At 64.1% G+C, this 22,845-nt stretch carries 19 protein-coding genes; 5 read left to right on the top strand and 14 right to left on the bottom strand.

What is annotated here, in order from left to right; translation table 11 throughout:
• The first annotated feature begins 174 nt into the window (after positions 1–174).
• Positions 175–1,074 (top strand): 3-methyladenine DNA glycosylase, encoded by a 900-nt coding sequence (locus tag CMV30_RS14685; RefSeq protein WP_096057793.1) that lies wholly within the window; start codon positions 175–177, stop codon positions 1,072–1,074.
• On the opposite strand, the gene CMV30_RS14690 is transcribed toward CMV30_RS14685, so the two are convergent.
• From CMV30_RS14690 to CMV30_RS14705, 4 genes are all read right to left on the bottom strand, one after another.
• Positions 1,054–2,373 carry a TonB family protein gene (locus CMV30_RS14690; RefSeq protein WP_138223315.1) on the bottom strand — a complete coding sequence of 440 codons (1,320 nt, stop codon included), beginning with the start codon at positions 2,371–2,373 and terminating at the stop codon, positions 1,054–1,056. The genes CMV30_RS14685 and CMV30_RS14690 overlap by 21 nt on opposite strands.
• A gap of 61 nt (positions 2,374–2,434) precedes the next feature.
• Positions 2,435–4,399, bottom strand: coding sequence for a cyclic nucleotide-binding domain-containing protein (locus CMV30_RS14695; RefSeq protein WP_096056730.1), 1,965 nt, complete (start codon positions 4,397–4,399; stop codon positions 2,435–2,437).
• Between the two features lie 72 nt (positions 4,400–4,471).
• Positions 4,472–4,945: a response regulator gene (locus tag CMV30_RS14700; protein ID WP_096056731.1), complete on the bottom strand. Its 474-nt coding sequence runs from the start codon at positions 4,943–4,945 to the stop codon at positions 4,472–4,474.
• Between the two features lie 184 nt (positions 4,946–5,129).
• On the bottom strand, positions 5,130–6,464 hold the full coding sequence (locus tag CMV30_RS14705) for a DNA polymerase Y family protein (RefSeq protein ID WP_096056732.1): 1,335 nt from the start codon (positions 6,462–6,464) through the stop codon (positions 5,130–5,132).
• 103 nt (positions 6,465–6,567) lie between these two features.
• Here CMV30_RS14705 and CMV30_RS14710 point away from each other — a divergent pair, with 103 nt between their 5' ends.
• Positions 6,568–7,005 carry a metallophosphoesterase family protein gene (locus tag CMV30_RS14710; protein WP_096056733.1) on the top strand — a complete coding sequence of 146 codons (438 nt, stop codon included), beginning with the start codon at positions 6,568–6,570 and terminating at the stop codon, positions 7,003–7,005.
• Between the two features lie 82 nt (positions 7,006–7,087).
• Positions 7,088–7,879, top strand: coding sequence for a M48 family metallopeptidase (locus CMV30_RS14715; RefSeq protein WP_245844235.1), 792 nt, complete (start codon positions 7,088–7,090; stop codon positions 7,877–7,879).
• Between the two features lie 84 nt (positions 7,880–7,963).
• On the opposite strand, the gene CMV30_RS14720 is transcribed toward CMV30_RS14715, so the two are convergent.
• The 6 genes from CMV30_RS14720 to CMV30_RS14745 all read right to left on the bottom strand — a co-directional run bounded on the left by CMV30_RS14720 (position 7,964) and on the right by CMV30_RS14745 (position 14,930).
• Positions 7,964–10,060 (bottom strand): hybrid sensor histidine kinase/response regulator, encoded by a 2,097-nt coding sequence (locus CMV30_RS14720; RefSeq protein ID WP_096056735.1) that lies wholly within the window; start codon positions 10,058–10,060, stop codon positions 7,964–7,966.
• A 107-nt stretch (positions 10,061–10,167) separates the two neighbouring features.
• Positions 10,168–10,701: an FKBP-type peptidyl-prolyl cis-trans isomerase gene (locus CMV30_RS14725; RefSeq protein ID WP_096056736.1), complete on the bottom strand. Its 534-nt coding sequence runs from the start codon at positions 10,699–10,701 to the stop codon at positions 10,168–10,170.
• A gap of 107 nt (positions 10,702–10,808) precedes the next feature.
• Positions 10,809–11,825 (bottom strand): GTP 3',8-cyclase MoaA, encoded by a 1,017-nt coding sequence (moaA, locus tag CMV30_RS14730; RefSeq protein ID WP_096056737.1) that lies wholly within the window; start codon positions 11,823–11,825, stop codon positions 10,809–10,811.
• A 29-nt stretch (positions 11,826–11,854) separates the two neighbouring features.
• Entirely contained in the window at positions 11,855–12,403 is a 549-nt protein-coding gene (locus tag CMV30_RS14735; RefSeq protein WP_175414895.1) for a TlpA family protein disulfide reductase, read from the bottom strand.
• A gap of 48 nt (positions 12,404–12,451) precedes the next feature.
• A complete protein-coding gene (locus tag CMV30_RS14740) occupies positions 12,452–13,936 on the bottom strand; it encodes a glycosyltransferase family 2 protein (RefSeq protein ID WP_096056739.1) in 1,485 nt (494 codons plus the stop codon).
• Positions 13,937–14,030: 94 nt separating this feature from the next.
• Positions 14,031–14,930: a LysR family transcriptional regulator gene (locus CMV30_RS14745; RefSeq protein WP_096056740.1), complete on the bottom strand. Its 900-nt coding sequence runs from the start codon at positions 14,928–14,930 to the stop codon at positions 14,031–14,033.
• A 68-nt stretch (positions 14,931–14,998) separates the two neighbouring features.
• Between CMV30_RS14745 and CMV30_RS14750 the strand changes: the two genes are divergently transcribed.
• Positions 14,999–15,712 (top strand): YggS family pyridoxal phosphate-dependent enzyme, encoded by a 714-nt coding sequence (locus tag CMV30_RS14750; protein ID WP_096056741.1) that lies wholly within the window; start codon positions 14,999–15,001, stop codon positions 15,710–15,712.
• 27 nt (positions 15,713–15,739) lie between these two features.
• Here the strand turns inward: CMV30_RS14750 and CMV30_RS14755 are convergent, their stop codons facing one another.
• From CMV30_RS14755 to CMV30_RS14770, 4 genes are all read right to left on the bottom strand, one after another.
• A complete protein-coding gene (locus CMV30_RS14755; protein ID WP_096056742.1) occupies positions 15,740–17,785 on the bottom strand; it encodes a peptidoglycan D,D-transpeptidase FtsI family protein in 2,046 nt (681 codons plus the stop codon).
• A gap of 15 nt (positions 17,786–17,800) precedes the next feature.
• Positions 17,801–18,331 (bottom strand): hypothetical protein, encoded by a 531-nt coding sequence (locus CMV30_RS14760; RefSeq protein ID WP_096056743.1) that lies wholly within the window; start codon positions 18,329–18,331, stop codon positions 17,801–17,803.
• Positions 18,328–19,158, bottom strand: coding sequence for a rod shape-determining protein MreC (gene mreC, locus CMV30_RS14765; RefSeq protein ID WP_096056744.1), 831 nt, complete (start codon positions 19,156–19,158; stop codon positions 18,328–18,330). The genes CMV30_RS14760 and mreC overlap by 4 nt, the downstream gene beginning before the upstream one ends.
• A gap of 112 nt (positions 19,159–19,270) precedes the next feature.
• Positions 19,271–20,287, bottom strand: a complete 1,017-nt coding sequence (locus CMV30_RS14770; RefSeq protein ID WP_096056745.1) for a rod shape-determining protein — start codon at positions 20,285–20,287, stop codon at positions 19,271–19,273.
• A 200-nt stretch (positions 20,288–20,487) separates the two neighbouring features.
• On the opposite strand from CMV30_RS14770, the gene CMV30_RS14775 reads away from it, so the two are divergent.
• Complete coding sequence (locus CMV30_RS14775; RefSeq protein WP_096056746.1) at positions 20,488–22,776, top strand: cation:proton antiporter; 2,289 nt, start codon at positions 20,488–20,490, stop codon at positions 22,774–22,776.
• The last annotated feature ends 69 nt before the right edge of the window (positions 22,777–22,845 follow it).

The raw sequence follows: 22,845 nt of genomic DNA on the forward strand, positions 1-22,845 counted from the left end.
CGACAAAAATTAAACCGTCCGCCTAAGCGTGATGCGGTGGCGGACGGGTTGGTAAGGGGCCGTGGTCTGGCCGGAAGATTGTGTGATGCTGCGATCTTTGAACACGGGCGCGGCGGGAAAAGTTTCAGGTGTCGGGGATTGTCCGCGGAGGGAGAAGGCGTTGCTGTTTCCGGCGTGGTCGAAACAGGAACAACTCTCACCGAGGCCGTGTGGCGCGAGCGGCAGCGCGCGCATGAGGCGCGGGTCGCGGTGTGGACGGATCCGCATCAGGCGCGGCGGTCGCTCGGGGAGAAGCATCCGGTCTTCGATTTTTTATTCGACTACTACTCGTTTCGGCCGAGCTGGCTGAAGCGCTGGCATCCGGGCGTGGGAGTGACGCTTGAAGGCGCGGGTGCGCGGGAATTTTTGCGCTGGCCGGGGTATCGGGAAAGTGTGGACGGCGGGGTGACGGTCGAGGCTGCGGATTTCCCGGAGCGGCGGCGGGAGACGCTGGTGTGGTTGCGGGAGATGTTGACCGGGACGCGGGACCGGCCGGCGTTCTTCGGGTGCTTCGGTCTGCACGAGTGGGCGATGGTTTACCGGCAGAGCGCAGAGGAGGTAAGGCACAACGCGTGGCCGCTGCGTTTTCCGCCGGAGGAGCTGGCGAGGATCGTCGAGGGGCAGCCGGTGTGTTGCTCGCACTACGATGCGTTTCGTTTTTTTACGGAGCCGGCGCGGGCGTTGAACAAACTCCAGCCGACGCGGCCGGAGACGGCGCGTTTCGAGCAGCGAGGGTGTCTGCACGCGAACATGGATCTGTACAAGTGGGCGTTCAAATTCGCGCCGTTCACGCCGTCGGAGCTGGTGGCGGATTGTTTCGCGCTGGCGCGGGAGATCCGGGAGATCGACATGCGGGCGAGTCCGTACGATCTGCGGGCGCTGGGTTTCGAGCCGGTGAGGATCGAGACGGCGGAAGGGCGCGCGGAGTACGAGCGCCATCAGCGCGGTTTTGCGGCGCGGGGCGAGCCGCTGCGGGAGCGGTTGCTGGCGGTGTGCGGGCAGTTGCTCGCGGGCTCAATCGGTCCGCGTGGATGAGCGGGTGACGGGGACTTTCAGCTGGAAATAAATTGGTAATTGCATGCGCGTGGACACGACGCGGCCGTCTTTAATTCCAGGCTCAAAACGGAACTGGCGGATTGCCTGAATCGCGGAGTCGGCGAAAGCGGGATGGGTGGTGCTGACGATGACGGGCTCCTGGACAAAGCCCTTGGTATCGACGACGAAGCGGATCACGGCGGTGCCTTCCTGTTTGGCGAGACTCAGTGTCGCGGGATAAACAGGGCTGACTGCTTTCACAAATTTGGGCGGCCGGTTTCCGGCGGTGCTTTGGGCCTCAATCCAACGGGCGGAGCGAGCCACGTAGCGGACTTCCATTGGGACTGTCGCCACGTGGCGCAGCGAGTCGCGAAGGGGGCGGCCGGATTTTTCGAGTTCGAGGACTTCGGATGCTTCCAGGCAGCCGAGCGCGACGGCGCGTTCGAGGAAAGCGCGGGCGCGTGTTTCTGCCGGTGGAGTCAAGCCATCGGGAGAGGTGAACTCGTAAACGGCGAGGAGAAAGCCCGCTTCGGAGCTTTGGTTTTCGAGGGCAAGCTCAAGCCAGCGCCGGCCGTTGGCGCGGTCGTCGTCGGTGGCGCCTCGTTTCAGGAAGGTCGAGGCCATGGCGAGCATGGCGGTGGTGTATTCCTGTTCGGCGGACATCTGGTACCACTGCCTCGCGAGCCTTATGTCTCGCCGCATGTTCTGGTCGCGCATGACAATAGCCCCGATGGTAAGCTGGGCGTCTTTGTCGTCGTAGGCCGCGGCGCGCTCGGCCCAGGCGAGGGCGTGCTGGTTGTTTTTCGCAACGCCGATGCCGGCGATGTACATGCCGGAAAGCACATTCATGGCAGGGACGTAGCCTGACTCGGCGGCGCGGGTGACGAGCGCGAGGGTTCTTTCTCGATCCGATTTCACGCCCCAGCCTTCGAGGTAGAAAAGGCCGAGCCGCATGGCAGCCGCTTCAATCCCGCGGGCGAGGGCGCGCTCGTAGCAGGCACGGGCTTGATCGTAGCTTTGCTCCACGCCTTCGCCGGTCTCGTACAACATACCGAGATGCCAGTCGGCCATGCCGGAGCCTGCGTCCGAAGCGCGGCGGTACCAGCGCGCGGCGGTGGCGTAGTCGGGTTTCGTTTCGTTGTCTTCGGCGGCGATGCCGAGGGCGAGTTGGGAGGCGGTGTCGCCTGCTTCCGCTTTTTCGATCAACAGAGGACTGGCCGACGTTTCCTCTGTCCATGCGAACGGTGCGCAAAAGCACGATGCCGCCGCGAGAATCCACACGCCAAGTTTCGGGGTCATGCCGGTGACGCTGCGTTTGCCGGCAGGCACGTGCAAGCCCCGGGGTGGCGACCTGTTGCTATCAGCGGACGTCGAAGGAGTGCGAGTTGAGCGGGAAGAGCGGGTGGCCGAGGCGCTGGGAACTGATCTCTTCGAGCTGCAATCCGACGAGGGGATTATGCGTCATGAAGCGGAGGAAATCGGCTTTGCTGAAGACGAGGCAGCGGACGTTTTCCTTGGTGCGCACATCGGCGATGGCGGAGCTGTTTTGAAGCAGGCCGATCTCGCCGAAGAAGCCGCCGGGGCCGAGGCGCGAGAGGATTCTTTTGCCGCGGCTGACGATGACGCGGCCTTCGTACACGACGTAGAATTGGTGGCTGTCCTGGCGTTCGGCGACGATGGTTTCTTCCTCGTTGTAGGCGATGACCGAGGAGATTTGAGCGAAGCGCGCGACGGCTTGCGGGTGCCAGCTGCGGCAGAAGGAGAGGCGGCGCAGGAAGGGGACTTTGTGGACGAGGTCGTTGGCGAGGGGAACGCCGAGCTTGGCGACGACGCGTTGCTGGAATTCTTCGAGCGGCAGGATCAGCGCGATCACGGGTGTGAGGGCGCGGACCTGGGCTTCGGGGCGGCCGGTGTCGAGGAGGGCGTGAGCGCCGAAGACATCGCCCTCGCCGAGCTCGAGGACGCGTTCGGCGCGGCCGGATTTCATGCGGCGGTAAACGGCGACGCCGCCGGAGAGGATGATGCCGACCTCGTTGGATTTGTCGGAAAATTTGCGGATGAGGCTCCAGGCTTTGAATACCTGAGGCTTGGCGCGTTTGACGAGTTCGGCGCGCTCGGCGGGCGGGAGGCGGCGGAAGATGAGGGAGTCGGCGAGCAGGCGGGCGATGGCGTCGGGGTTGCTAACCTCTTCGGGCTTCGCGCCCCAGCGGTGGAGCATCTGGACGATTTCGCGGTAGCGGGCGCGGGAGCGGACCCAGAGGCTGCGGGCGACGGGGCGGCCGATGAAGACGAGGAGCGAACCGATGGCGGCCATGGCAAAGTACTGGCCGGCTTCGCGCCAGTATTCGCCACTGCCGAGAACTTCGCGGACCTTGCGGTCGGTGGCGTTGAGGACGACGGAAAGCAGGAGGAAGCACCAGGCGGCGCCCCAGACGAGGCGGGCGGCAACGTAGACAGCCTTGACGCGGGCGACGCCGAACTTGAGCCGGATTTTCCAGCGGCGGTTCGGGCTGAAGGACATGTTTTTATGCGTGTCCAGAATCTGGCCGCGGAAGAGCACGGAGAGGATTGGCGTGATGACGCCGCCGGCGCCGGGGCGCAGGATCACGAGGACGGCGATCACGTGGAGCAGGCCCCAGGCGGGTTGATACCACCACAGGAGCGCGGCGGTGAGGGTGACGGGCATGAACTTGGCGCTCCAGACGCCGACCTGCGTGAGGCGGCTGGTCATGCAGGCGTCTTCGAGATTCACGCCGAAGTAAGGCGTGGGGCGGATCAGATTGAGTTTCGGGTCGTAGATCTCGCCGCCGCCCCAGACGAGGGTCGAGGCCGCGAGCGCGGAGCCGGCGCTGAGGCCAAGGCAGAGGAGTGCCCAGCCGATGAATACATCGAGCGCACCGGCGGGGAATGGCGCGGGCCAGGTGAAGGGGCGCGTGATGAGCAGGGTGACGGCGGCGATGAGCGAGAGCCATCCGAAGATGATCGGCACCCAGGCGTTGAGCGGGACGGCCCAGCGGCGGGCGCGTTCATCGGGCTCGGTCTGGCGCTCGAGGCGGAGGACGCCGGCGCGCTGGGCTTTCAAGATGAGTTCGTAATACTCGCGCAGCGGGACGCAGCTGCGGTTGAGGATCACGGCGCGGAGGACGTCGGGGACGGTGGCGGGCGTGGCGAAGTTGCGCAGCAGATTCCACTGGTCGAGCGTGACAGTGAGGTAGCGTCGTGCAGGGACGTTTTTCAGCACGGAGACGCCGCCGGACATGTCGGCCCGCTGGACGTTGGGGTTAAGCCTGAGGGTCTGTGCCGTTAGGACAAGTTGCTCATCCATGCTGGTATAGGTCGGCTGCGAGGAAGGGGGAGTTGTGAAGCGCGGGCGAGAGGAAACTGCCTGCGGGTGGGATCAGGTGGAAGCGTCGGCGGGCGGGGTGGGGGCCGGGCCGATGAGGTCCACGATGATGTCCTGGAGATCTTGAAGGCGGTAGGGTTTCATCAAATACCTCATGCGGGCGTTGCCTTCGGCCCAGAGATCTTCTTCGAGGACATGACCGCTGAGCAGGAGGATGGGCAGGGCGGAATCGAGTTTGTGAAGACGGGCGGAGAGGCCGAGGCCGTCGAGGTTGGGCATGAGGACGTCGGTGACGACGAGGCCGATCTCGGCGCTGCGCTTTTCGAAGATGTCGAGGGCTTTGGCACCGTCCTCGGCTTCGATGAGGGTGTAGCCGAGGGGTTCGAGGGAGAGGCGGGCGATGGAGCGGACCTCGGGTTCGTCATCGACGAAGAGGATGGTGCCGAGCTTGTAGCCGGGCTGGCCGGGGCGCAGGCGGGAAGCGGTGGAGGGCTTGGCGCCAAAGAGTTTTTTCAGCTGATCGAACATCGGAGTGACAGGATAAGTGGAGGGAGTAGCGGCGTTCTAAAAAAGTAGGGCACGTTAACTGATCGGGAAGGAAAAATCGGGCGCGAAGGCTCATAATTGCCTCATAAAGGCTATTTTGCCGAAAGTTTTACGCCGTCGATGTGCAGGAAGGCACGTGCGCGGATGCCCGGGGGAAATCCTCAGGTCAGAAGACACCGGCCTGGCGGCGTGGGGATTTGAGTGAAGCGCGAGAGGTGCGCGAGGAGCGGGCGTTTTGGATGTCAGCGGGGGTGGCGAGGAGTTCGTCGTCGGTCTCGCCGCCTTCGAGGGCGACATCGGGGATGCGATTAAAGGCGATGCGGATGGGAGCGTAGTGGAGCGCGCCGAGAGCGCCGCCGTAGACGACGGTGTTTTTGCCGAGCTTGCGATTGAGGCGGTCGATGGCGGCGTTGAGGCCGGTGCGGGCGTCGCCGGTTTCGAAGAGCGTGGCGGTGTGATTGTGCGCGGGCGAGAGGTGGAAGAGCGTGACGCCGACGCCGATGGGCTGGGCGCGGGCGGAGGTGGGGCGGCGGTCCCAGAGCTGGTTGAAGACGCGGATGAGTTCGCGCGTGTCCTGAGTTTCGAGAAAGGTGAGCGCATCGCTCCAGCGGTCGCGGCCGACGTAGCGGAGGCTGAGGTGGAGGCCGCCGGCGTAGGACGCGGAGTGGCGCAGGCGCATGGCGGCTTTTTGGAGGAGGCGGTGAAGCGTCGCGAGTGCGCTCGACTCGTTGCGCATGTCGGGCGGGAGCACGTGCGAGTGACCGATGGTGCTGCCGGTTTGGGTGGCGGGACGGTAGACGACAGCGCCGTGGAGGCCGTCGTAGAAGCGCTCGCCCTCGATGCCGCCCCAGATGCGACGAAGATCGGCGCGGGAGGCGGCGCAGAGTTTTTCGACGGAGTCGAAGCCGGCGGCGAGGAGGCGTTGCTCCATGTTGTGGCCGATGCCGGGGAGGTCGCGCAGGGAGAGTTCGTAGAGGCAGCCGGGGAGATCGGGGTCGTCGAAGAGGACGAGGCCATCGGGCTTCACGAGGTCGGAGGCGACTTTGGCGAGGAAGGCGTTGGGGGCGATGCCGATGCTGCTGGTGAGGCACGGGCCGGCTTCGTGCGTGATGGTGCGTTTGATTTGTTGGGCGATGGCCTGGGCTTTTTCGCGGCGGGAAAAATCGCCTGGGAGATCGCAGCGGACTTCGTCGATGGAGAGGACTTCGGTGACGGGGACGCAGCGCTCGATCATGGCGACGAGGCGGTGATGATATTGCACATACAGCTCGGAGCGCGCTTCGATGACGACAAGGCCGGGGCACATCTGGCGGGCCTCGGCGACGGGCGTGCCGGTTTTCACGCCGTGGCGTTTGGCGTCGAGACTGGCGGCGATGCAGGAGGTGCGTTCGGTCATCACGGGGACGATGGCGACGGGGCGGCCGCGCAGCTCGGGGCGCTCCTGCTGTTCGACGGAGGCGAAGTAACTGTTGAAATCGACGATGAGCGTGTGGAGCGGCACGGCGGGAAAATCGTCCGCGAGAAAAGGGTGTCAAACCGTGCGCGCAGTCGGAGGCACCGATTGTCAGACGGCGCGGAATCTGCGTGCTTGGCGCGCATCCGCCATGCGCATCGCCGTAATCGCAGACACGCACAATCACCATCCGGCCAGACTGCCGGGGCTGCTCGCGGGCGCAGACGAGCTGTGGCATCTGGGCGATGTGTGCGAGCCGGAGACGCTGGAGAAATTTGAGCGGTTGGGGCCGCCGTTGCGGGTGGTGCTGGGGAATAACGATTTTTATCCGGGCTGGCCGCTGACGTTGCGGCTGGAGCGGGAAGGGGTGCGGTTTCATCTGGAGCATATCCCGCCGTCGCGCGCGCCGGTGGGGTGCGAGGTGGTGTTGCACGGGCACACGCATGTGCCGCGTGACGAGATGTTGCACGGGGTGCGGTGGTTGAACCCAGGGTGCGTGTCGTATGCGAATCGCGGGGCGCCGCCGAGTTTCGCGTGGTTGACGGTGGAAAAAGGGAAGCCGCTGGGGTGGCGGGTGGTGCGGCTTTGAGCGGGGCAAACGCGGGCGGAAAAGCGAATATCGCGCTGGCGTCGCGGAGGTGCGGGCGTTTACTCGCGGGCATCATCAGCACGTGAGCGACGACGCGATCCAACAAAGTTTATTCGATGCATTCACGCCGGAGCCGGGCGTGCATAAAGGGCCGCCGGCGTCGGGCGGGAATCAGGCGGGGCAGGACGGGATCGTTTTCGAGCGGAGTCATCGGGCGACTAACTACCGGCTGACGTTGCGGCGTGACGGTGTCGCCGTAGCGACGATACCGGCTCAGGGGACGGAGCGGGATGCGCGGCGTTTCGTGGAGCAGCATCAGGACTGGCTGGAGCGGGCGCGGGCGCGGCAGAAGTTGAAGCCGCGCGGTGCGGTGGTGTGGACGCTGGGCGCGCATGTGCTGTGGCGCGGGGAGATGATGGAGATCCGCAAGGCGGGAGAAAAGCAGGTGACGCGCGAGGGGATTTTCGAGGAGCGGCCGATGGTGTCGCTCGGGGCGGATGTGTTTCGCGTGAGCGGTTTCACGGGAGATCTGCGGGCGACGCTGGAGTCGCACTTTTTGCACAAGGCGAAGATCGAGCTGCCGGGGCGCACGTGGGAGCTGGCGGCGGAGACGGGCGTGGAAGTGAAGGAAGTTTCGGTGCGCAATCAGCGCACGCGCTGGGGCTCCTGCACGACGGGCGGGGTGATTTCGCTGAATTGGCGGCTGATCCAGACGCCGGCGGCGGTGCGCGATTACATCATTTATCACGAGCTGATGCATCTGAAGGAAATGAATCACTCGGCGCGGTTTTGGGCGCGGGTGGAGGAAGTTTGCCCGGGCTGGCGCGAGGCGGAGAAGTGGATCAAGCAGAACGGATCGTTGCTGGGGTTGTGAATGGGCGTGGCGTGTGGGCGGAGGCGGAATCGGAAAGGCGGGGTCAAGGCTACCCCGCCCTACCTCTGAAGCGGAGGCGGTGCGCTAATGGCCGAGGACTTCGCGGACTTTTTCGAGGACCTGGGAGGCGGTGAAGGGTTTGGCGAGGAAGCCGGCGATGCTCTGGCCGGAGAAGCGGCTGAGGGTCTCTTGTTCGCTGTAGCCGCTCATGAGGATGACGCGGAGGCGGGGATCGATTTCGCGGAGAGCGCGGTAGGTGGCTTCGCCGTCGAGGCCGGGCATGGTGAGGTCGAGGAGGACGAGGTCGAATTTCTGGCCGGGCTGGCGGGCGAGAGCGAGGGCGGCGTGACCGTCGGAGGCCTCGGCGACGGTTTTGCCGGAGCCGCTGAGGACGCGGGCGGCGACGGTGCGGACGGTTTCCTCGTCGTCGACGACGAGGAGCGCGCCACTGGCGGCGGGTGACGGCGGAGGAAGGCCGGCGTGGGTATCCGGAGTTTTAGGACTGAGGTGGGCGGGGAAGATAATGGACAGAACGGAGCCGTGGCCGGGGATGCTGCGGACGGCGATGCCGCCCTTGTGGCCGCGCACGATGCCGAGGACGGCGGCTAGGCCGAGACCGCGGCCGGTGAATTTGGTGGTGAAGAAGGGGTCGAAGATTTTGGCGCAGGTGGCGTCGTCCATGCCGGAGCCGTTGTCGGAGACTTCGATGCAGACGTGTTCGCCGGGGGTGAGCTGGCCGCGGTGAACGGTGGTGGCGAGCCCGGCGGCGTCGATGTGGCGGGTTGTGGTTGAGATGGTGATACGGCCGGGTTTGTCGCCGATGGCTTCGGCGGAGTTGCTGACGAGGTTGACGAGGATCTGGCGCATCTGGGCGGCGTCGGCCTGGATGGCGGGGAGCTCGGGGGCGAGTGAGTAGTCGAGGGAGTTGTCCTTGCCGGCGCTGACGGTGAGGAGCGCGCGGGCATCCTCGATGAGGCGGTTGAAGTCGAGGGGGCGAACGACGAAGCGGCCTTTGCCAGCGAAGGCGAGCATCTGGCGGCAGAGGTCGGCGGCGCGGAGGGCGGCCTGTTCCTGGCGGTTGAGGAGTTCGTGGACGTTGAGGTGCTCGGGCGGGAGTTCCATGCGGGCGAGGCTGGCGTTGCCGAGGATGCCGGTGAGCAGGTTGTTGAAATCGTGGGCTATGCCGCCGGCGAGGACGCCGAGGCTTTCGAGTTTACGGGTTTCCTGGAGGCGGCGTTCGAACTCGAGGCGGTCGCGTTCGGAGCGGCGTTGGGCGGTGACGTCGAGGAAGGCGGCAACGCAGCCGCGGGACTGGCCTGTGGTGTCGCGGAGGGGAACGGCGGTGGAGATGAGTTCGAGTTTCTGGCCGTCGGCGCGGATGAGGACTTCCTCGAAGTTGTGGATGGCGAGGTTTTCGCGGGCGGCGCGCTGCATGGGCAGTTCATGCGGAAGGAGTTCGCGGCCGTCGTGGAAAACTTTGAAGGTGACGGGGCGGGAGTCGGGCGGGGCGGTGAGTGAGCCGTTGGCGTTTTTGGCGAGGCCGAGGATGCGGGCGAAGGCTTCGTTGATGCGGATGTCGCGGCATTCGGCATCTTGGGCGAGGCCGATGGCGACGGGGGCGAGATCGAAAACGGTCTGGAGTTCGGCGACGCGGTTTTGGAGGGACTGATTCAGGCGGCGGACCTCGGCCTCGGCTTGTTCGCGTTGGGAGATTTCGCGGGAGAGGTGTTCGTTGGCGGCGGCGAGGTCGGCGGTGCGGTTGCGGACGCGTTCCTCGAGGGAGTCGTTGAGTTTTTTGAGCTCGGCGGGGCTGGGAAGATCAAGCGCCTGCGGGACGATGCGGATCATGGCGACGGCGGTGATCAGCGAGATGAGCGCGGTGGCGGCTTTGACCCAGCCGGAGAGCCAGTAGTGGGGATTCCAGATGCTGGAGACTTCGAGGAGGTGGGTGGTGCCGCAGGCGACGATGAACGCGCCGAACATCAGGAAGATCACCGGAAACGGGAGATCGCGGCGTTTCCGGACGAACGAAAAAATGATGAGCGGAATGGAGAAGTAGGCGAGGGCGATGAGGCCGTCGGCGATGGCGTGGAGCGCGATGAGCTCGTGCTGCCAGAAGTAGCATTGTCCGTGCGGCATCAATACAGCGCTGCACAAGCCGGGCGTGATGGGTGGAAGCATGGCTTGGCTGGATTGGGGCGGAGGCTAGGGGCGCGCCAAACCTGCTGCAAGCGGCGAGCTATGAAAAACCGAGTCGAGGCGGGTACAAACCGACCGGCCTGGGGCGATTATTTCGCGTCGCCGTCGATGCCGAGGAGTTCGACTTCGAAGAGGAGGGTGGCGCGGGCGGGGATTTTGCCGCGGCCTTTTTCGCCGTAGCCGAGCCAGTAGGGGACGATGAGGGTGCGTTTTTCGCCTTTCTTCATCGAGCCGAAGGCTTCGTCCCAGCCGATGATGACGCGGCCAAAGCCAACCTGGAAATTAAACGGGGCACCGCGGTCGTGGGAGGAGTCGAATTTTTGGCCGTTGAGAAATGTGCCGGTGTAGTGGACGGAGACGATCTGGCCTTTGAAGGGAGTGGGGCCTTCGCCGGGGGCGTGGACGACGTAGAGCAGGCCGCTCTCGGTTTTGCGGGCGTTGGGATAACGCTGCGCAATGATCATCGCATCTTCGGTGGAGAACTGAGGCGTTTCGAGGGCGGCGCGCATGGCGGCGTTGATGGGCTTGCCGGGGTCTTTACGCGCGAAGAGGCCGGAGCGGACGCCAATGGCGATGGTGGCGAGAACGACGGCGAGGAGGGCGAGGATGAAGATGCTGCGCATGAGGTCGGAGTGGAGAGAGGTGGGTAGCGAGGGCGGAAGGAGTGGGGGCGCGAGGAGGGATGAAATCGGGCGGTCGTGGATAACGCGCCGGGACGGCGCGTTCCACCTTAGCCGCCGAGGTAGCTCATCTCGGCTTTGGGGACGAGATCGCCGCGGGCAAGGCGTTCGGCGCGTTCGTCGGAGTAGCGGTCGGTGCGGGCGCCCCAGATGCGGGCGATGCGGTCGTGGAGTTGTTCATCGGTCGCGCCGGTGCGGAGGGGGGAGAGGAGGTCGTGGCCGAGGGCGGTGAAGAGGCAGGTGTGGAGTTTGCCGTCGGCGGAGAGGCGGGCGCGGTTGCAGTCGCGGCAGAAGGGCTCGGTGACGGCACTGATGAGGCCGATTTCCCCGGAGCCGTCGAGGTAGCGGTAGCGGGCGGCGACTTCGCCGCGGTAGGCGGGGCCGACAGGGGCGAGGGGCCAGCGGGCGGAGAGTGTATCCACGATTTCCTGCGCGGGGATGACTTCGCTGCGCTGCCAGGCGTTGTGATTGCCGGCGTCCATGAACTCGATGAAGCGCAGGGTGAGGCGGCGCTGGCGGGCCCAGTCGGCGAGGGGGACGATGTCGTGGTCGTTGACGCCGCGCTGGACGACCATGTTGAGCTTCACGGGGAAACCGGCGGCGGTGGCGGCGTCGATGCCCCGGATGACGCGTTCGGGGGAGAAGCCCTGGCCGTTCATGCGGCCGAAGGTTTTCGGGTCGAGGCTGTCGAGGGAGACGTTGAGGCGGTCTAGTCCGGCGGAGCGGAGGGCGGGCGCGTGTTTTTCGAGGAGCCAGCCGTTGGTGGTGAGGGCGACGTCGGGGACGCGGAGCTCGGTTTTGATGAAGCGGATGAGTTCGGGGACGTCGGCGCGCAGGAGCGGTTCGCCGCCGGTGAGGCGGATTTTTTCGACGCCGAGGGAGACGAACGCGCGGAGGATGCGCGTCAGTTCGGCGAACGACATGAGCTGCGGATCTTTCAGGAAGGCGTGACCGGGGCCGAAGATCTCGGCGGGCATGCAGTAGGTGCAGCGGAAGTTACAGCGGTCGGTGACCGAGATGCGCAGGTCGCGCAGCGGGCGGCTGAGCTGGTCGCGGATGTCGGTCATGGCGCGAGCGTGAGCGGAGGTCCGCGCGCTCAGAGGAGGCCGGCGACGGTTTTCTCCAGATCTTCGATGGGAGCGGAGCCGACTTTCATGAAGCGGAGTTTGCCGTCGCGATCGACGATGAAGGTGGCGGGAATGCCTTCGACGGAGGCGAATTGGGCGAGGAGTTCCTGCGGGGCGATGGCGACGGGGTAGTTGATGCCTTTGGCGGTCGCGAATTTCTTCACGTCGGCAGCGGGGATTTCGTCGAGGGAGAGGCCGACGAGGGCGATTTTTTCGGTGCCGTGTTTTTTGACGAAGTCGATGTAGCCGGGGATTTCATGCACGCAGGGCGGGCACCAGGTGGCCCAGAAGTCGACGACGAGGATTTTGCCTTTGAAGTCGGCGGAGTTGAGCGTCTTGCCGTCGAGATCGGTGAGGGCCCAGACGGGCGCGGGGTTCGCGGCGGGGAGGGCTTTGTAGGCGGAGGGACGCGACGGGGTCGAGGGCGTGGCGTCGGAGCGGTTGCACGCGGTGACGACGAAGCCGAGCAGGGCGCCCAGGGCTACGAAGAGGAAGGCGCGGAGGGAGTTTTTGTTCATGCTCGTCATACGTACACGAGCCTCAAGGCACGCGGATTATTCCCTTGGTCAAGCGGCAGCTGCGGTGCGCTGACGTGGGAAGAGGTCGGGGATGGACATAGCGGCGATGCCGAGGAAGCCGGCGGATTTGATGAAGAGGGTGATCGCGATGTCGGTCTCGTGGTGGCGGGCGAAGTAGATCGCGCCGAAGAGCATGACGAGGCCCAGGAGCACTTCCACGGTGGTAACGACAGCGAAAAGCATGCGGCTGCGGAGTTTTTTCATGACGCCGCCGACGCTGGCCTCTCGACCGCCTTTGGGTGTGCGGACGAATTCGCCGCCCATGGTGAACATGCCTTCGATGACGGCGACGCAGCAGGTGACGCTCATCGCGAGGCCGAATGCGAGCAGGAGCGGCGAGGAGACGAGCCAGAGAAGTCCATCGGTCCACTGACGGTCGCGGAAATACTGGCTGGTGATGTAGAGGATCACGGTGGTGCCGCCGACGAGGAGGACCGAGAGCGGATTGAGCACGAACCAGATGCCGGTCATTTCGACCTGCTCGGCGAAGTAGAGATAGGGAACGAACAGGATCGCGAAAGTGACGAGCAGCGGATGAACGAAGCCGGTCGTGAGGTGGAAAAAGGCTTCGCGCTTCACGCGTGAGGGAAGATCGCTGGCGAAGATTTCGCCGAGTTGTTTGCGGGCGACCTGGATGCCGCCCTTGGTCCAGCGGTATTGCTGGGTTTTGAAGGCGGTGAGTTTTTCGGGGAGTTCGGAGAGGACGGTGTACTCGCTGAGATAGATGAATTTCCAGCCGCGGCGCTGGGCGCGGTAGGAGGCGTCGAGATCCTCGGTGACGGTATCGGCGGACCAGCTACCAGCGTCTTCGAGAGAGATGCGGCGCCAGACGCCGGCGGTGCCGTTGAAGTTGAAGAAGAGGCCGGAGCCGAAGCGGGCGGCTTGTTCGACGACGAAGTGGGCGTCGAGGAAGATGCCCTGGAAGCGGGTGAGCAGGCTGGCGCGGCGGTTGGAGAATTCCCAGCGGGCCTGGACGACGCCGACCTTGGGGTCGCTGAAGTAGGGCATCGTTTTTTCCAGGAAGTCGGAGGCGGGGCGGAAGTCGGCGTCGAAGACGGCGCAGAATTCGGCGTCGGTGAGAGTCATGCCATAAGCGAGCGCGCCGGCCTTGTAGCCGCCGCGATGCGGGCGGCGGATGTGTTTCACGCACCCGGCGAGTGAGGGATTTTTTTCGAGCCAGCGCGTGATGATGGCGGGAGTGTCGTCGTTGGAGTCGTCGAGAATTTGGATTTCGAGAAGTTCCTTGGGCCAGCGGAGAGCGGTGACGGAGTTGAGCAGGCCCTCGATCATGAGGGACTCGTTGTAGAGGGGGCATTGGACGCAGACGCGGGGTTGCGGGCCTTTCCACTGGGCGGGGGCGGCGGGCTTGCGCGCGTGGCGGGCGTACATCCAGAGGACTTTGAGGCGGTGAACGGCGAAGCCGATCATACCTGCGAGGGTGATTGCGTAGAGAGTGAGCACTAATGCCGACATGGTTGTAATAAGGCTTCTATGCCGCGCCGGGCCGTCAAGGCCGCGCAGTCTGAATCATTTGTCCGGGAGGCGGAACCGTTTGGCCGAGTGGCGATCAAGCTCCGGCCGCGCCGGTCATGTCCATGTTGAGGACTTCGATGAACTTTTTCATCGCGGGCGTGAGCACCCGGCCCTTGCGGTGGAGGATAGCGAGGGGGCGGGAGAATTCTTTGCCTTTGAAAGGCACGATGCAGAGGGAGCCCTGTTTCGATTCCTGAAGGACGGTGGCCTGCGGGACGATGGCGATGCCGTGGTCGATCTCGACGGCGCGTTTCACGGTCTCGATGTTGTCGAACTCCATGACGGGCTCGATCTCGAGTTTGTTGTCGCGAAAGATCTGGTCGACGGCTTTGCGGGTGGGGATGTCGGGGTCGAAGCCGATGAATTTCTGACCGGCGAGGGTCTTCATATCGACCTCGCCCGCTTTCGCGAGTTCGTGAGACGGATGCGTGATGAGGACGAGGCGGTCGTCGCGGAAAGGGAGTTGTTCGATCTGCCGGACTTTGACGGGGAAGGCGACGAGGCCGAAGTCCACGGAGTTATGGAGGATGTCTTCGTAAACGAGATTTGAGCGGCGGTACTCGACGCGGACGTTGACCGAGGGGAAATCGTGGAGGAAGCGCTTGATGTAGGGCGGCAGCTCGTGGAGGCCGATGGAGTAAATGGTCGAGATGCGGATGGTGCCGCTGATGACCTTCTTCATCTCCTGGAGCTCGCTGAGGAGCTTCTCGTACTGGTGAAGCACTTCCTTCGAGGCTTCGTACACGCGCTGGCCTTCGCGGGTGAGCTGGAATTGTTTCTGGCTGCGATCGATCAGCAGCGTCTTGAAGTGGCGCTCCATCGCCCGTGCTTGCTGGCTCACGGCGGATTGCGTGATGCCGTTTATTTTGGCGGATTTTGAAAAGCTCTTCGTCTCGACGAGGTCGGCGAAGATTTTGAAATTCTCAATTTGCATGGTGCGATCAGACTGGGCTCAGCATAAATTTCTCTAATCACCCTGCAATCTCTTAAACGGCCTGCTGCATGATCACCTACGAAGACTTTCTAATCCGCGTCGCCGAAGTGCGCGCGAAAATCGCCGAAGCGTGTCGCGTGGCGGGGCGCGATCCAGCAGAGGTGGCCTTGCTGGCGGTGACAAAAACGCATCCGGCGGTGGCGGCTGAGTATGCGGCGCGCTGCGGGCTGGCGGCGGTCGGCGAGAACCGTGTGCAGGAGGCCGTGGAGAAGCGGCCGCTGGTGTCGGCAAGTGCGCCGGGGCTGCGGTGGGAGCTGATCGGGCACTTGCAGTCGAACAAGGCGAAGCTGGCGGTGCAGACGTTTGACCGGGTGCAGAGCGTGGACAGCGAGAAGCTGCTCAATCATCTCGACCGGGCGGCGGGGGAAAGCGGGAAGACGCTGGGGGTGCTGCTTCAGATCAACGCGGGGAACGATCCGGCGAAGTTTGGGGCGGAGCCGGGGGATGCGTCGAAGTTGTTGGAAGTGGCGCTGGCGAAGACGCATTTGCGTATCGAGGGATTGATGACGATCGCGCCGCTCGGGGCGAATCCGGCGGAGGGTGCGGAACTGGCTGTTCGGACGTTTGGAAATTTGCGGACGATCCGGGATGAGCTGGCGGGGCGTTTCGGAGTGCCGTTGCGCGAGCTGTCCATGGGGATGAGCGGTGATCTGGCGGCGGCAGTGGCGGCCGGGAGCACGGTGGTGCGGGTGGGAACGGCGCTGTTTGGGGGAAGGAGCTGAGTTGAGAGTTTAGAGACGGAGTGAGCGTCAGCGGGCGGCGGTTTTAACCGTGGCGGCGGGCAAGGCGGGCTGCTCGGCTTTTTTGTCGAAGTATTTTTGGAGCATCGCGCCGGCGATCGGGGCGGCCAGGTCACCGCCGCCGATTTCATCACCGGGGCCGCCTTCGAGGATGACGGCTACGGCGATCTCGGGGTTGTCGTAGGGGGCAAAGCCGATGAACCAGGCGTAGTTGATACGCGCTCTGACGCCGTTTTCGTAATAGTCTTTCTGGGCGGTGCCGGTTTTTCCGGCGATCTTGGCATATTGTAAGTTGAAGAGTTTCGGGTTGCTGAGTTTGCGTCCGCTTCCTGTTTCCACGCAGCGGCGCATGCCTTCGATAAGTCCGTTGTATTGTCTTGGCGTGAGGCCGATCGGCTCGGTTTTTTGACGCGGGCGTTTGGGATCGTGAAGCAGTGTGGGGTGAGTGACGGTTTCGCCGCGGGCGACGGAAGCCACGAAGCAGGCCATCTGAAGGGGCGTGAGAATGAGCGCGCTTTGGCCGATGGCGTAGTTGGCGGTTTCGCCTTCGGGCCAGCGTTCGCCGCGAACGCGTTGCAGCCAGGCGGGGTCGGGAACGACCATGCGTCGGGTTTCGCCAGGGAGTTCGATGCCGGTGTTCTGATCCAGATGAAAGCGGCGTGCTTCGGCTGCGATCGCGTCAGGGCCCATTTTTCGACCGCAGTCGTAGAAGAAAATGTTGCAGCTTTTCTCCAGCGAGGTCGCGAGGGTCATCTCGCCGGGCGTGCTTCGATGATTGTGGCAGACGAAGGTGCGGTTGCCGATCTGGTAGGTGCCGTTGCATTCGACGTGGGTTGTTGCTGGGTCGATGACGCCGGCGCGAAGCCCGGCGATGGACGTGAGAACTTTGAACGTAGAGCCGGGCTGATAGAGGCCGTTGAGCGCGCGGTTGAGCCAGGCGCCTGTGTCGCTCATCGCCTCGAAGTCGTCGCTGGAGAGGCGTGGCATGAAGTTGTTGAGGTCATAGGTGGGGGCGCTGACGACGGCGAGGACTTCGCCGGTGCGGACATCGATGGCGACGGCGGCGCCGGCCTGGGGTTTGGCCTTCATGATTTTTTGGCCGTTGGCGTCGGTTTCGCCGGTTTCCTCGGGTTCGCCGTCGAGTGTTTTGATGGCTTCTTCGGCGGCGATTTGGAGGTCGATGTCGAGGCTGGTTTTGATGCTCTGGCCTTGGACGGGGAGGCGGCGGTCGAGGGGGGCGTCCACACGGTATCCGGTGGGGTCGACGCGGTAGGTGGCGACGCCGGGTTTGCCTTGGAGGATGTTATTAAAGCGACCCTCGATGCCGTCTTTGCCGATGGTGCCGCGCATTTTCACGGTCCATACGCCGTCTTCGGGGAGGTCGGCGTTGAGTTCGTCATAAGGGCGGACGTAGCCGAGGGCGTGGGCGGCGACGTTTTTGTAGGGATACTCTCGGGTGCTGGCGGCCAGGATCTGGACGGGGTCGGTGACGGGGAGTTGTTCGGAGAGGCGGGCGTATTCCTCCGGGGTAAGCTCGTCGGCAATGATGTAGGGGAGGAGGAGCTGGGTTTCGAAGTGGCGCTTGAGATTGTCGGCGTCGATTTTGATGGAGCGGCCGGTGATGCGGTTGATGTCGTCGGCGTGTTTTTGGAGGACGCTGTAGCGGGCGATAGAGCGAAGCTGAGAATAGGAGGGGAGGTCCTTGTCGTCGTTCGCGAGGTAGTTTTTTCGAATGGTGCGGACGGCGTTGTTGAACTCGGTGCGGAGCTCGTCGAGGTTGACGGCGGCGTAGAAGCGGGCGCGGTTTTTGACGAGGAGGCGGCCTTCGCGGTCGTAAATGTTTCCGCGGGGGCCGGGGGTGAGGATGCGGCGCTGGTTTTGTTGTTTTTCGCGCGAGTGGTATTCGTCGGTTTTGATGAGCTGCTGGTAGGCGAGGCCGCCGATGAGGATGAGGAGGAGGGCGGCGATGGCGGGGTAGAAAAACAGGATGCGCAGGTCGTAGCCCTTGTGGGACTCCATGAGGCTGCTGGAACGGTCTGAAGTGCGGTCGGCCATCGGATGTGCGTGCCGTTACAGCAATCCGCGGCGTTCGTGGCGCAAGCTGAAGCCGGCGATTTCGAGGGCATGTTCCTGAAGTGAGAAGAACCAGCCGGCGGCGAGGGCGACGAAGAGTTCGGAGATGAACAGATCGAGGAAGATCGCGGGGAGCGCGCCGAGGGGCGCGGGGTGGCGGACGATCAGGCCGAGGGTAAGGACGAGGAAGATGGCGGCGTTAGCGATGAGGGCGACGAGAATGCCGAAGTAGGTTTCTTCGCGGGGAAAACGGGCGCGTAAATTGAAGATGAACGTGTGGGCGGCGAGGAAGAGGACGGCGTGGAGGCCGAAGCGGACGGGGGCGGTGGCGTCGAACCAGAGGCCGAGGAGAACGACGATTTTCCAGCCGTCGCGGTAGTTGAGGCGGAGGGCAGGGAAGACGACGAGGAGGCCGCCGATGAAGAGGCTGACGTGCCAGCTGGAGAGGTAGTGATTGAGCTGGGCGAAGACAGTCCAGAGCACGATGCCGCAGACTGAGGCGACGAGGATGAGCCGCCGCGAGGTCATGGCTTTTTCAGCGGGACGAGGACGGTGACTTCGGTGACATCGGCCAAGCGCGGGTCGAGTTCGACGGAGCCGGATTTGAAGAGGCCATCGGGGCTGGGTTCGAGTTTGTTGATTTTGCCGATGACGAGGCCGGAAGGAAATGTGCCGCCAAGGCCGGAGGTGACGACGCGGCGTGGGGTGGCGGAGTTGGCAAAAATATCGAGCGGGACGAAATCAATGAGTCCACCGAAAGGGCCGAAGGCTTCTTTGCTTGCGCCTTGGTAGCTGATGGGCCGGGTATCGCCCTCGAGGGTGGCGGCGAGGCGGAGGCCGGGGGTGCTGATCAGATCGACCTCGGATGTGTAGAGGCCGACTTTGGCGACGCGGCCGACGACTCCGCCGACGAAGATGACGGGGGCGTTTTCGGTGATGCCGTGCGCGGAGCCTTTGCGGATGGTGAGGCGTTGCCACCATGTGCCGAAGCTGCGGCGGACGACGCGGGCGGTCTCGGGTTTGTAGTCCTGGAAGACGGGGAGATTGAGCAGGTCTTCGAGGCGGTGGATCTCGCCTTCGAGCGCGGCGTTTTTCTGGATAGCGAGTTCGTAGGAGGCGTTGAGGCGGGAGAGTTGTTTCCCGGATTCGATGAGGTCGTCTTTGGAGCGCGTGCGCAACGCCCAGTAGGATTGGAGATCCCGGACAGCGGAGGCGGAGACGTCGATGGGTGCCTGGAACTCGAAGAAGGAAGCGCGGCCGAAACGTTTGACGATAGCGGGGACGACCAGCCAGGCGGCGATGATGAGGCCGAGGACGAAGAAGGGTCTGGCTTGGTCGATGCGTTTAGCGGGCACGAGGGGCGGAGCGGGTTTTCAGCCCGGGAGAGACGCGGGAAAGGCGAAGTGGTTCGGAGCCGATAGCGAGATCGTGAAAATCGATCCGATGCGCGACGTGTCGCGATTTAACTCAGACGTTCTGCATGACCCAGTTGAGGTCGTTGAGGACGGCGCCGGTGCCGTTGGCGACGGCGGAGAGAGGATCGTCGGCGACGGTGACGGGCAGGCCGGTTTTTTCGCTGAGGAGGCGGTCGATGCCGCGGATGAGCGAGCCGCCGCCGGCCATGACGAAGCCGCGGTCGACGAGGTCGGCGGAGAGTTCGGGCGGGCAGCGTTCGAGGGTGGTGCGGACGGCGTCGACGATGGCGGCGATGGTGTCGCTGAGCGCTTCGCGGATTTCCTGCGAAGTGATGTGGATCGTCTTGGGGAGACCGGCGACGGAGTCGCGGCCTTTGACTTCTAGGGAGAGTTCTTCGTCGAGCGGGTAGGCGGAGCCGATCTTCATCTTGATCTCTTCGGCGGTGCGCTCGCCGATGAGCAAGTTGTAGGCGCGCTTCATGTAGTTCACGACGGCGGCGTCGAGTTCGTCGCCGGCGACGCGAATCGACTTTGAGAATACAATGCCGGAGAGCGAAATGATGGCGATCTCGGTGGTGCCGCCGCCGATGTCGACGATCATGTTGGCGGCGGGTTCATCGATCGGGAGGCCGACGCCGATGGCGGCGGCCATGGGTTCGGGAATGGTGATGACGTCGCGGGCACCGGCGTGGGTGGCGGAGTCTTTGACGGCGCGTTTTTCGACTTCGGTGATGCCGGAGGGAATGGCGATGACGACGCGGGGGGCGACGCGCAGGGCGTTGTTGTGAACCTTGCGGATGAAGTAGCGGAGCATCGCCTCGGTGACGTCGAAGTCGGCGATGACGCCGTCTTTCATGGGGCGGATGGCGGTGATGTTGCCGGGGGTGCGGCCCAACATACGTTTGGCTTCGTCGCCGACGGCGCGCACTTTGCGGGTGGTGGTATCGAGTGCGACGACGGAGGGTTCGCGGAGGACGATGCCTTTGTCTTTCACATAAACGAGCGTGTTGGCCGTACCGAGGTCGATGCCGATGTCGTTGGAGAAATACCCGAAGAAGTTTGAAGCCATGGTGCTGGTGATGCGGGGAAAAAGCGGCGGTTCCGCCGACGGGAGACAATGAGTGCGTTTCTGCTCTGTCAAAGGGGAAAGCGGGCATTTCTCCTCTGAAAACGTGCGCGGAGCGCGGGGCGAGCAGGCGGCCTGCCGTGAGGAGATGTGACGCACGGCTTGACGGATACGCTTGCGGGGCGTGCTGTCTGGAAACGTTCATGGAGCACGGCATCAACTTTATCCAGGACTTCGCGGTGGTGCTGCTGGTGGCAGGCGCGGTGGGGTGGTTTTGTCAGCGGGTGGGGCTTTCGGTGGTGGTGGGTTATCTGGTCGCCGGGGTGTTGGTGGGGCCATTCACGCCACCGTTCTCGCTGGTGAAGGAAGGGGGGAGCATCGAGACGCTGGCGCAGGTGGGGCTGGTTTTTTTGATGTTTTCCATCGGGTTGAAGTTGAGTGTGAGGAGGCTGAGGCGGTTGGGGTTTTTGCTGCTGGCGGGGGTGTTCGCGAGTGCGGCGGTGGTGTACTGCCTGACGCGCGCGGGCGGGCTGATGCTGGGGTGGAGCGGGACGGAGAGTTTGTTTTTGGCGGCGATGCTCATGGTGTCGTCGTCGTCGATCATCGGGAAAATTTTGCACGACACGGGTTGCACGCATGAGAAGGCGGGGCAGCTGGCGATGGGGGTGTCGGTGCTGGAGGACGTGGTGGCGGTGGTGATGCTGACGTTGCTGAATTCGCTGGTGCAGTTTGGCGGGGTGGGGCAGGGCGTGGATCTGGGGCAGACGCTCGGGATGTTCGGGGCGTTTGTGGTACTGGCGGGTATCGGCGGGTTGCTGATCGTGCCGTGGCTGCTGAAGAAGCTGAGCATCTCGGCGGGGGAGGAGTTGCAGACGGTGACGCTTGCGGGGCTGTTGTTCGGGCTGGCGTTGATCGCGCAGAAGGCGGGTTACTCGCTGGCGCTCGGGGCATTTTTGCTGGGGACGATCGTGGCGGAGACGCCGCACCGGACGCAGGTGGAGCGGACGTTTGAGGGGATGCGCGAGGTGTTCACGGCGGTGTTTTTCGTGGCGATCGGGATGCAGATCGATGTGCGACTGGTGGGTGAGTGGTGGTGGTTGATCGTGGGCGTGGCGGCGTTCACGGTGGTGGTGCGGGCGCTGGCGACGACCATCGGGCTGTCGCTGATCGGGACTTCGGTGAAGGACTCGATGCAGGTAGGGTTGATGGCTACGCCGATCGGGGAGTTTTCGTTCATCATTGCGCAGCTGGGCGTGGCGGCGAAGGTGGTGCCGGAGCGGTTTTATCCGATGGCGGTCGGGGTGTCGCTGCTGACGACGCTGGGCGCGCCGTCACTGACGAAACATTCGGAGAAGATCAGTGTATGGGCTTTGTCGCGACGGCCGGGGTGGTTGCGGGCGTGGCATGGTTATTACTACACATGGATCGAGCGGCTGCGGGCGCGGCAGAAGCGAAATATGCTCTGGCAGCTGAGCAAGAAGCGGTTGATCCAGATAAGCGTGGAGGTGTTGCTGGTGACTGGGCTGCTGGTGTTTTCGGAGCCGCTGTTTGCGATGGTTGAGAGTTGGCTGGGGCATAACTGGCTGTTTCCGCATGGGCCGACGGTGCTGTTTGTCGCGGGCATGACGCTGGTCGTGCTGGCGCCGCTGGTGGCGATCTGGAGGAATATTTCGGCTCTGTGCCTGCTTTACGCGCAGGTGTCGGTGTCGGGGCATCCACAGGCGCGAAAGATGGCACCTGTTGTGGAGTGGGCGTTCCGGGCGGTGGCGGGAGCGGCGCTGGCGTTGTGGATTTTTTCGCTGTTGCCGGCGGGTGTGGGGATGAAGTGGCTGTTGCTGGCGAGTGTGTTGCTGGCGGGCGTGGGCATCCTGATTTTGCGGCGGAGGCTGGTTTACTGGCACAGCGAGCTGGAGGTGGAGCTCCAGGGGGCGCTCGCGGGGGCGGGGAGCGCGGCGATGGAGACGAATGCGCCGTGGCTGAATCCGCATCGCGAGTGGAAGCTGAGTGTGAGCGATTGTGTGCTGCCGGATCTGGCGGATTGCACGGGGAAGAGGATCTCGGAGCTGGCGCTGAGGCCGCAGTTTGGAGCGACGATTGTGGGCATTGACCGGCAGGGCTGCCTGATCCCGCTGCCGGGACCGGAGACGGTGCTTTATCCGCGGGACAAGGTTTTGTTGATCGGCACGGCGGAGCAGATGGCGGCTGGCAAGGCATTCCTGCAAAGAGTGACGGGCAATCCGTCGGGATCGGAGTTCGAGGATGTGCGCATGGAAACCATCCTGGTTCCGACGGGCAGTCCGGGGGCGGGGAAGGATTTGAGGACGTTGATCCCGTCGCAGGGAAACCATGTGCAGATCGCGGGTATCCGGCGCGGGGAGACGCGGGTGCTCAATCCGGCGGGCGATGAAGTGGTGGGGGCGGGTGACGAGCTGCTGGTGCTCGGAACGCCGGACCAGATCCACGGGTTTCGCGAGTGGCTGGAGGCGGTCTGAGCGGCGGGTGATAGGCTTAGGGCGGATGTGGACGTGGCGGTGGTTGCGGGCGGGAGTGAGGGGGGATTT

Source organism: Nibricoccus aquaticus (assembly GCF_002310495.1).
In the GTDB taxonomy this organism is placed as follows: Bacteria; Verrucomicrobiota; Verrucomicrobiia; order Opitutales; family Opitutaceae; genus Nibricoccus; species Nibricoccus aquaticus.

Coding starts and splice junctions, on each gene's coding strand:
- CMV30_RS14770 (WP_096056745.1), bottom strand. CDS start 20,287: ATGGCTTCAAACTTCTTCGGGTATTTCTCCAACGACATCGGCATCGAC.
- CMV30_RS14775 (WP_096056746.1), top strand. CDS start 20,488: ATGGAGCACGGCATCAACTTTATCCAGGACTTCGCGGTGGTGCTGCTG.
- CMV30_RS14760 (WP_096056743.1), bottom strand. CDS start 18,331: ATGACCTCGCGGCGGCTCATCCTCGTCGCCTCAGTCTGCGGCATCGTG.
- CMV30_RS14740 (WP_096056739.1), bottom strand. CDS start 13,936: ATGTCGGCATTAGTGCTCACTCTCTACGCAATCACCCTCGCAGGTATG.
- CMV30_RS14690 (WP_138223315.1), bottom strand. CDS start 2,373: ATGACCCCGAAACTTGGCGTGTGGATTCTCGCGGCGGCATCGTGCTTT.
- moaA (WP_096056737.1), bottom strand. CDS start 11,825: ATGACCGACATCCGCGACCAGCTCAGCCGCCCGCTGCGCGACCTGCGC.
- CMV30_RS14750 (WP_096056741.1), top strand. CDS start 14,999: ATGATCACCTACGAAGACTTTCTAATCCGCGTCGCCGAAGTGCGCGCG.
- CMV30_RS14710 (WP_096056733.1), top strand. CDS start 6,568: ATGCGCATCGCCGTAATCGCAGACACGCACAATCACCATCCGGCCAGA.
- CMV30_RS14695 (WP_096056730.1), bottom strand. CDS start 4,399: ATGGATGAGCAACTTGTCCTAACGGCACAGACCCTCAGGCTTAACCCC.
- CMV30_RS14745 (WP_096056740.1), bottom strand. CDS start 14,930: ATGCAAATTGAGAATTTCAAAATCTTCGCCGACCTCGTCGAGACGAAG.
- CMV30_RS14735 (WP_175414895.1), bottom strand. CDS start 12,403: ATGAACAAAAACTCCCTCCGCGCCTTCCTCTTCGTAGCCCTGGGCGCC.
- CMV30_RS14700 (WP_096056731.1), bottom strand. CDS start 4,945: ATGTTCGATCAGCTGAAAAAACTCTTTGGCGCCAAGCCCTCCACCGCT.
- CMV30_RS14725 (WP_096056736.1), bottom strand. CDS start 10,701: ATGCGCAGCATCTTCATCCTCGCCCTCCTCGCCGTCGTTCTCGCCACC.
- CMV30_RS14720 (WP_096056735.1), bottom strand. CDS start 10,060: ATGCTTCCACCCATCACGCCCGGCTTGTGCAGCGCTGTATTGATGCCG.
- CMV30_RS14755 (WP_096056742.1), bottom strand. CDS start 17,785: ATGGCCGACCGCACTTCAGACCGTTCCAGCAGCCTCATGGAGTCCCAC.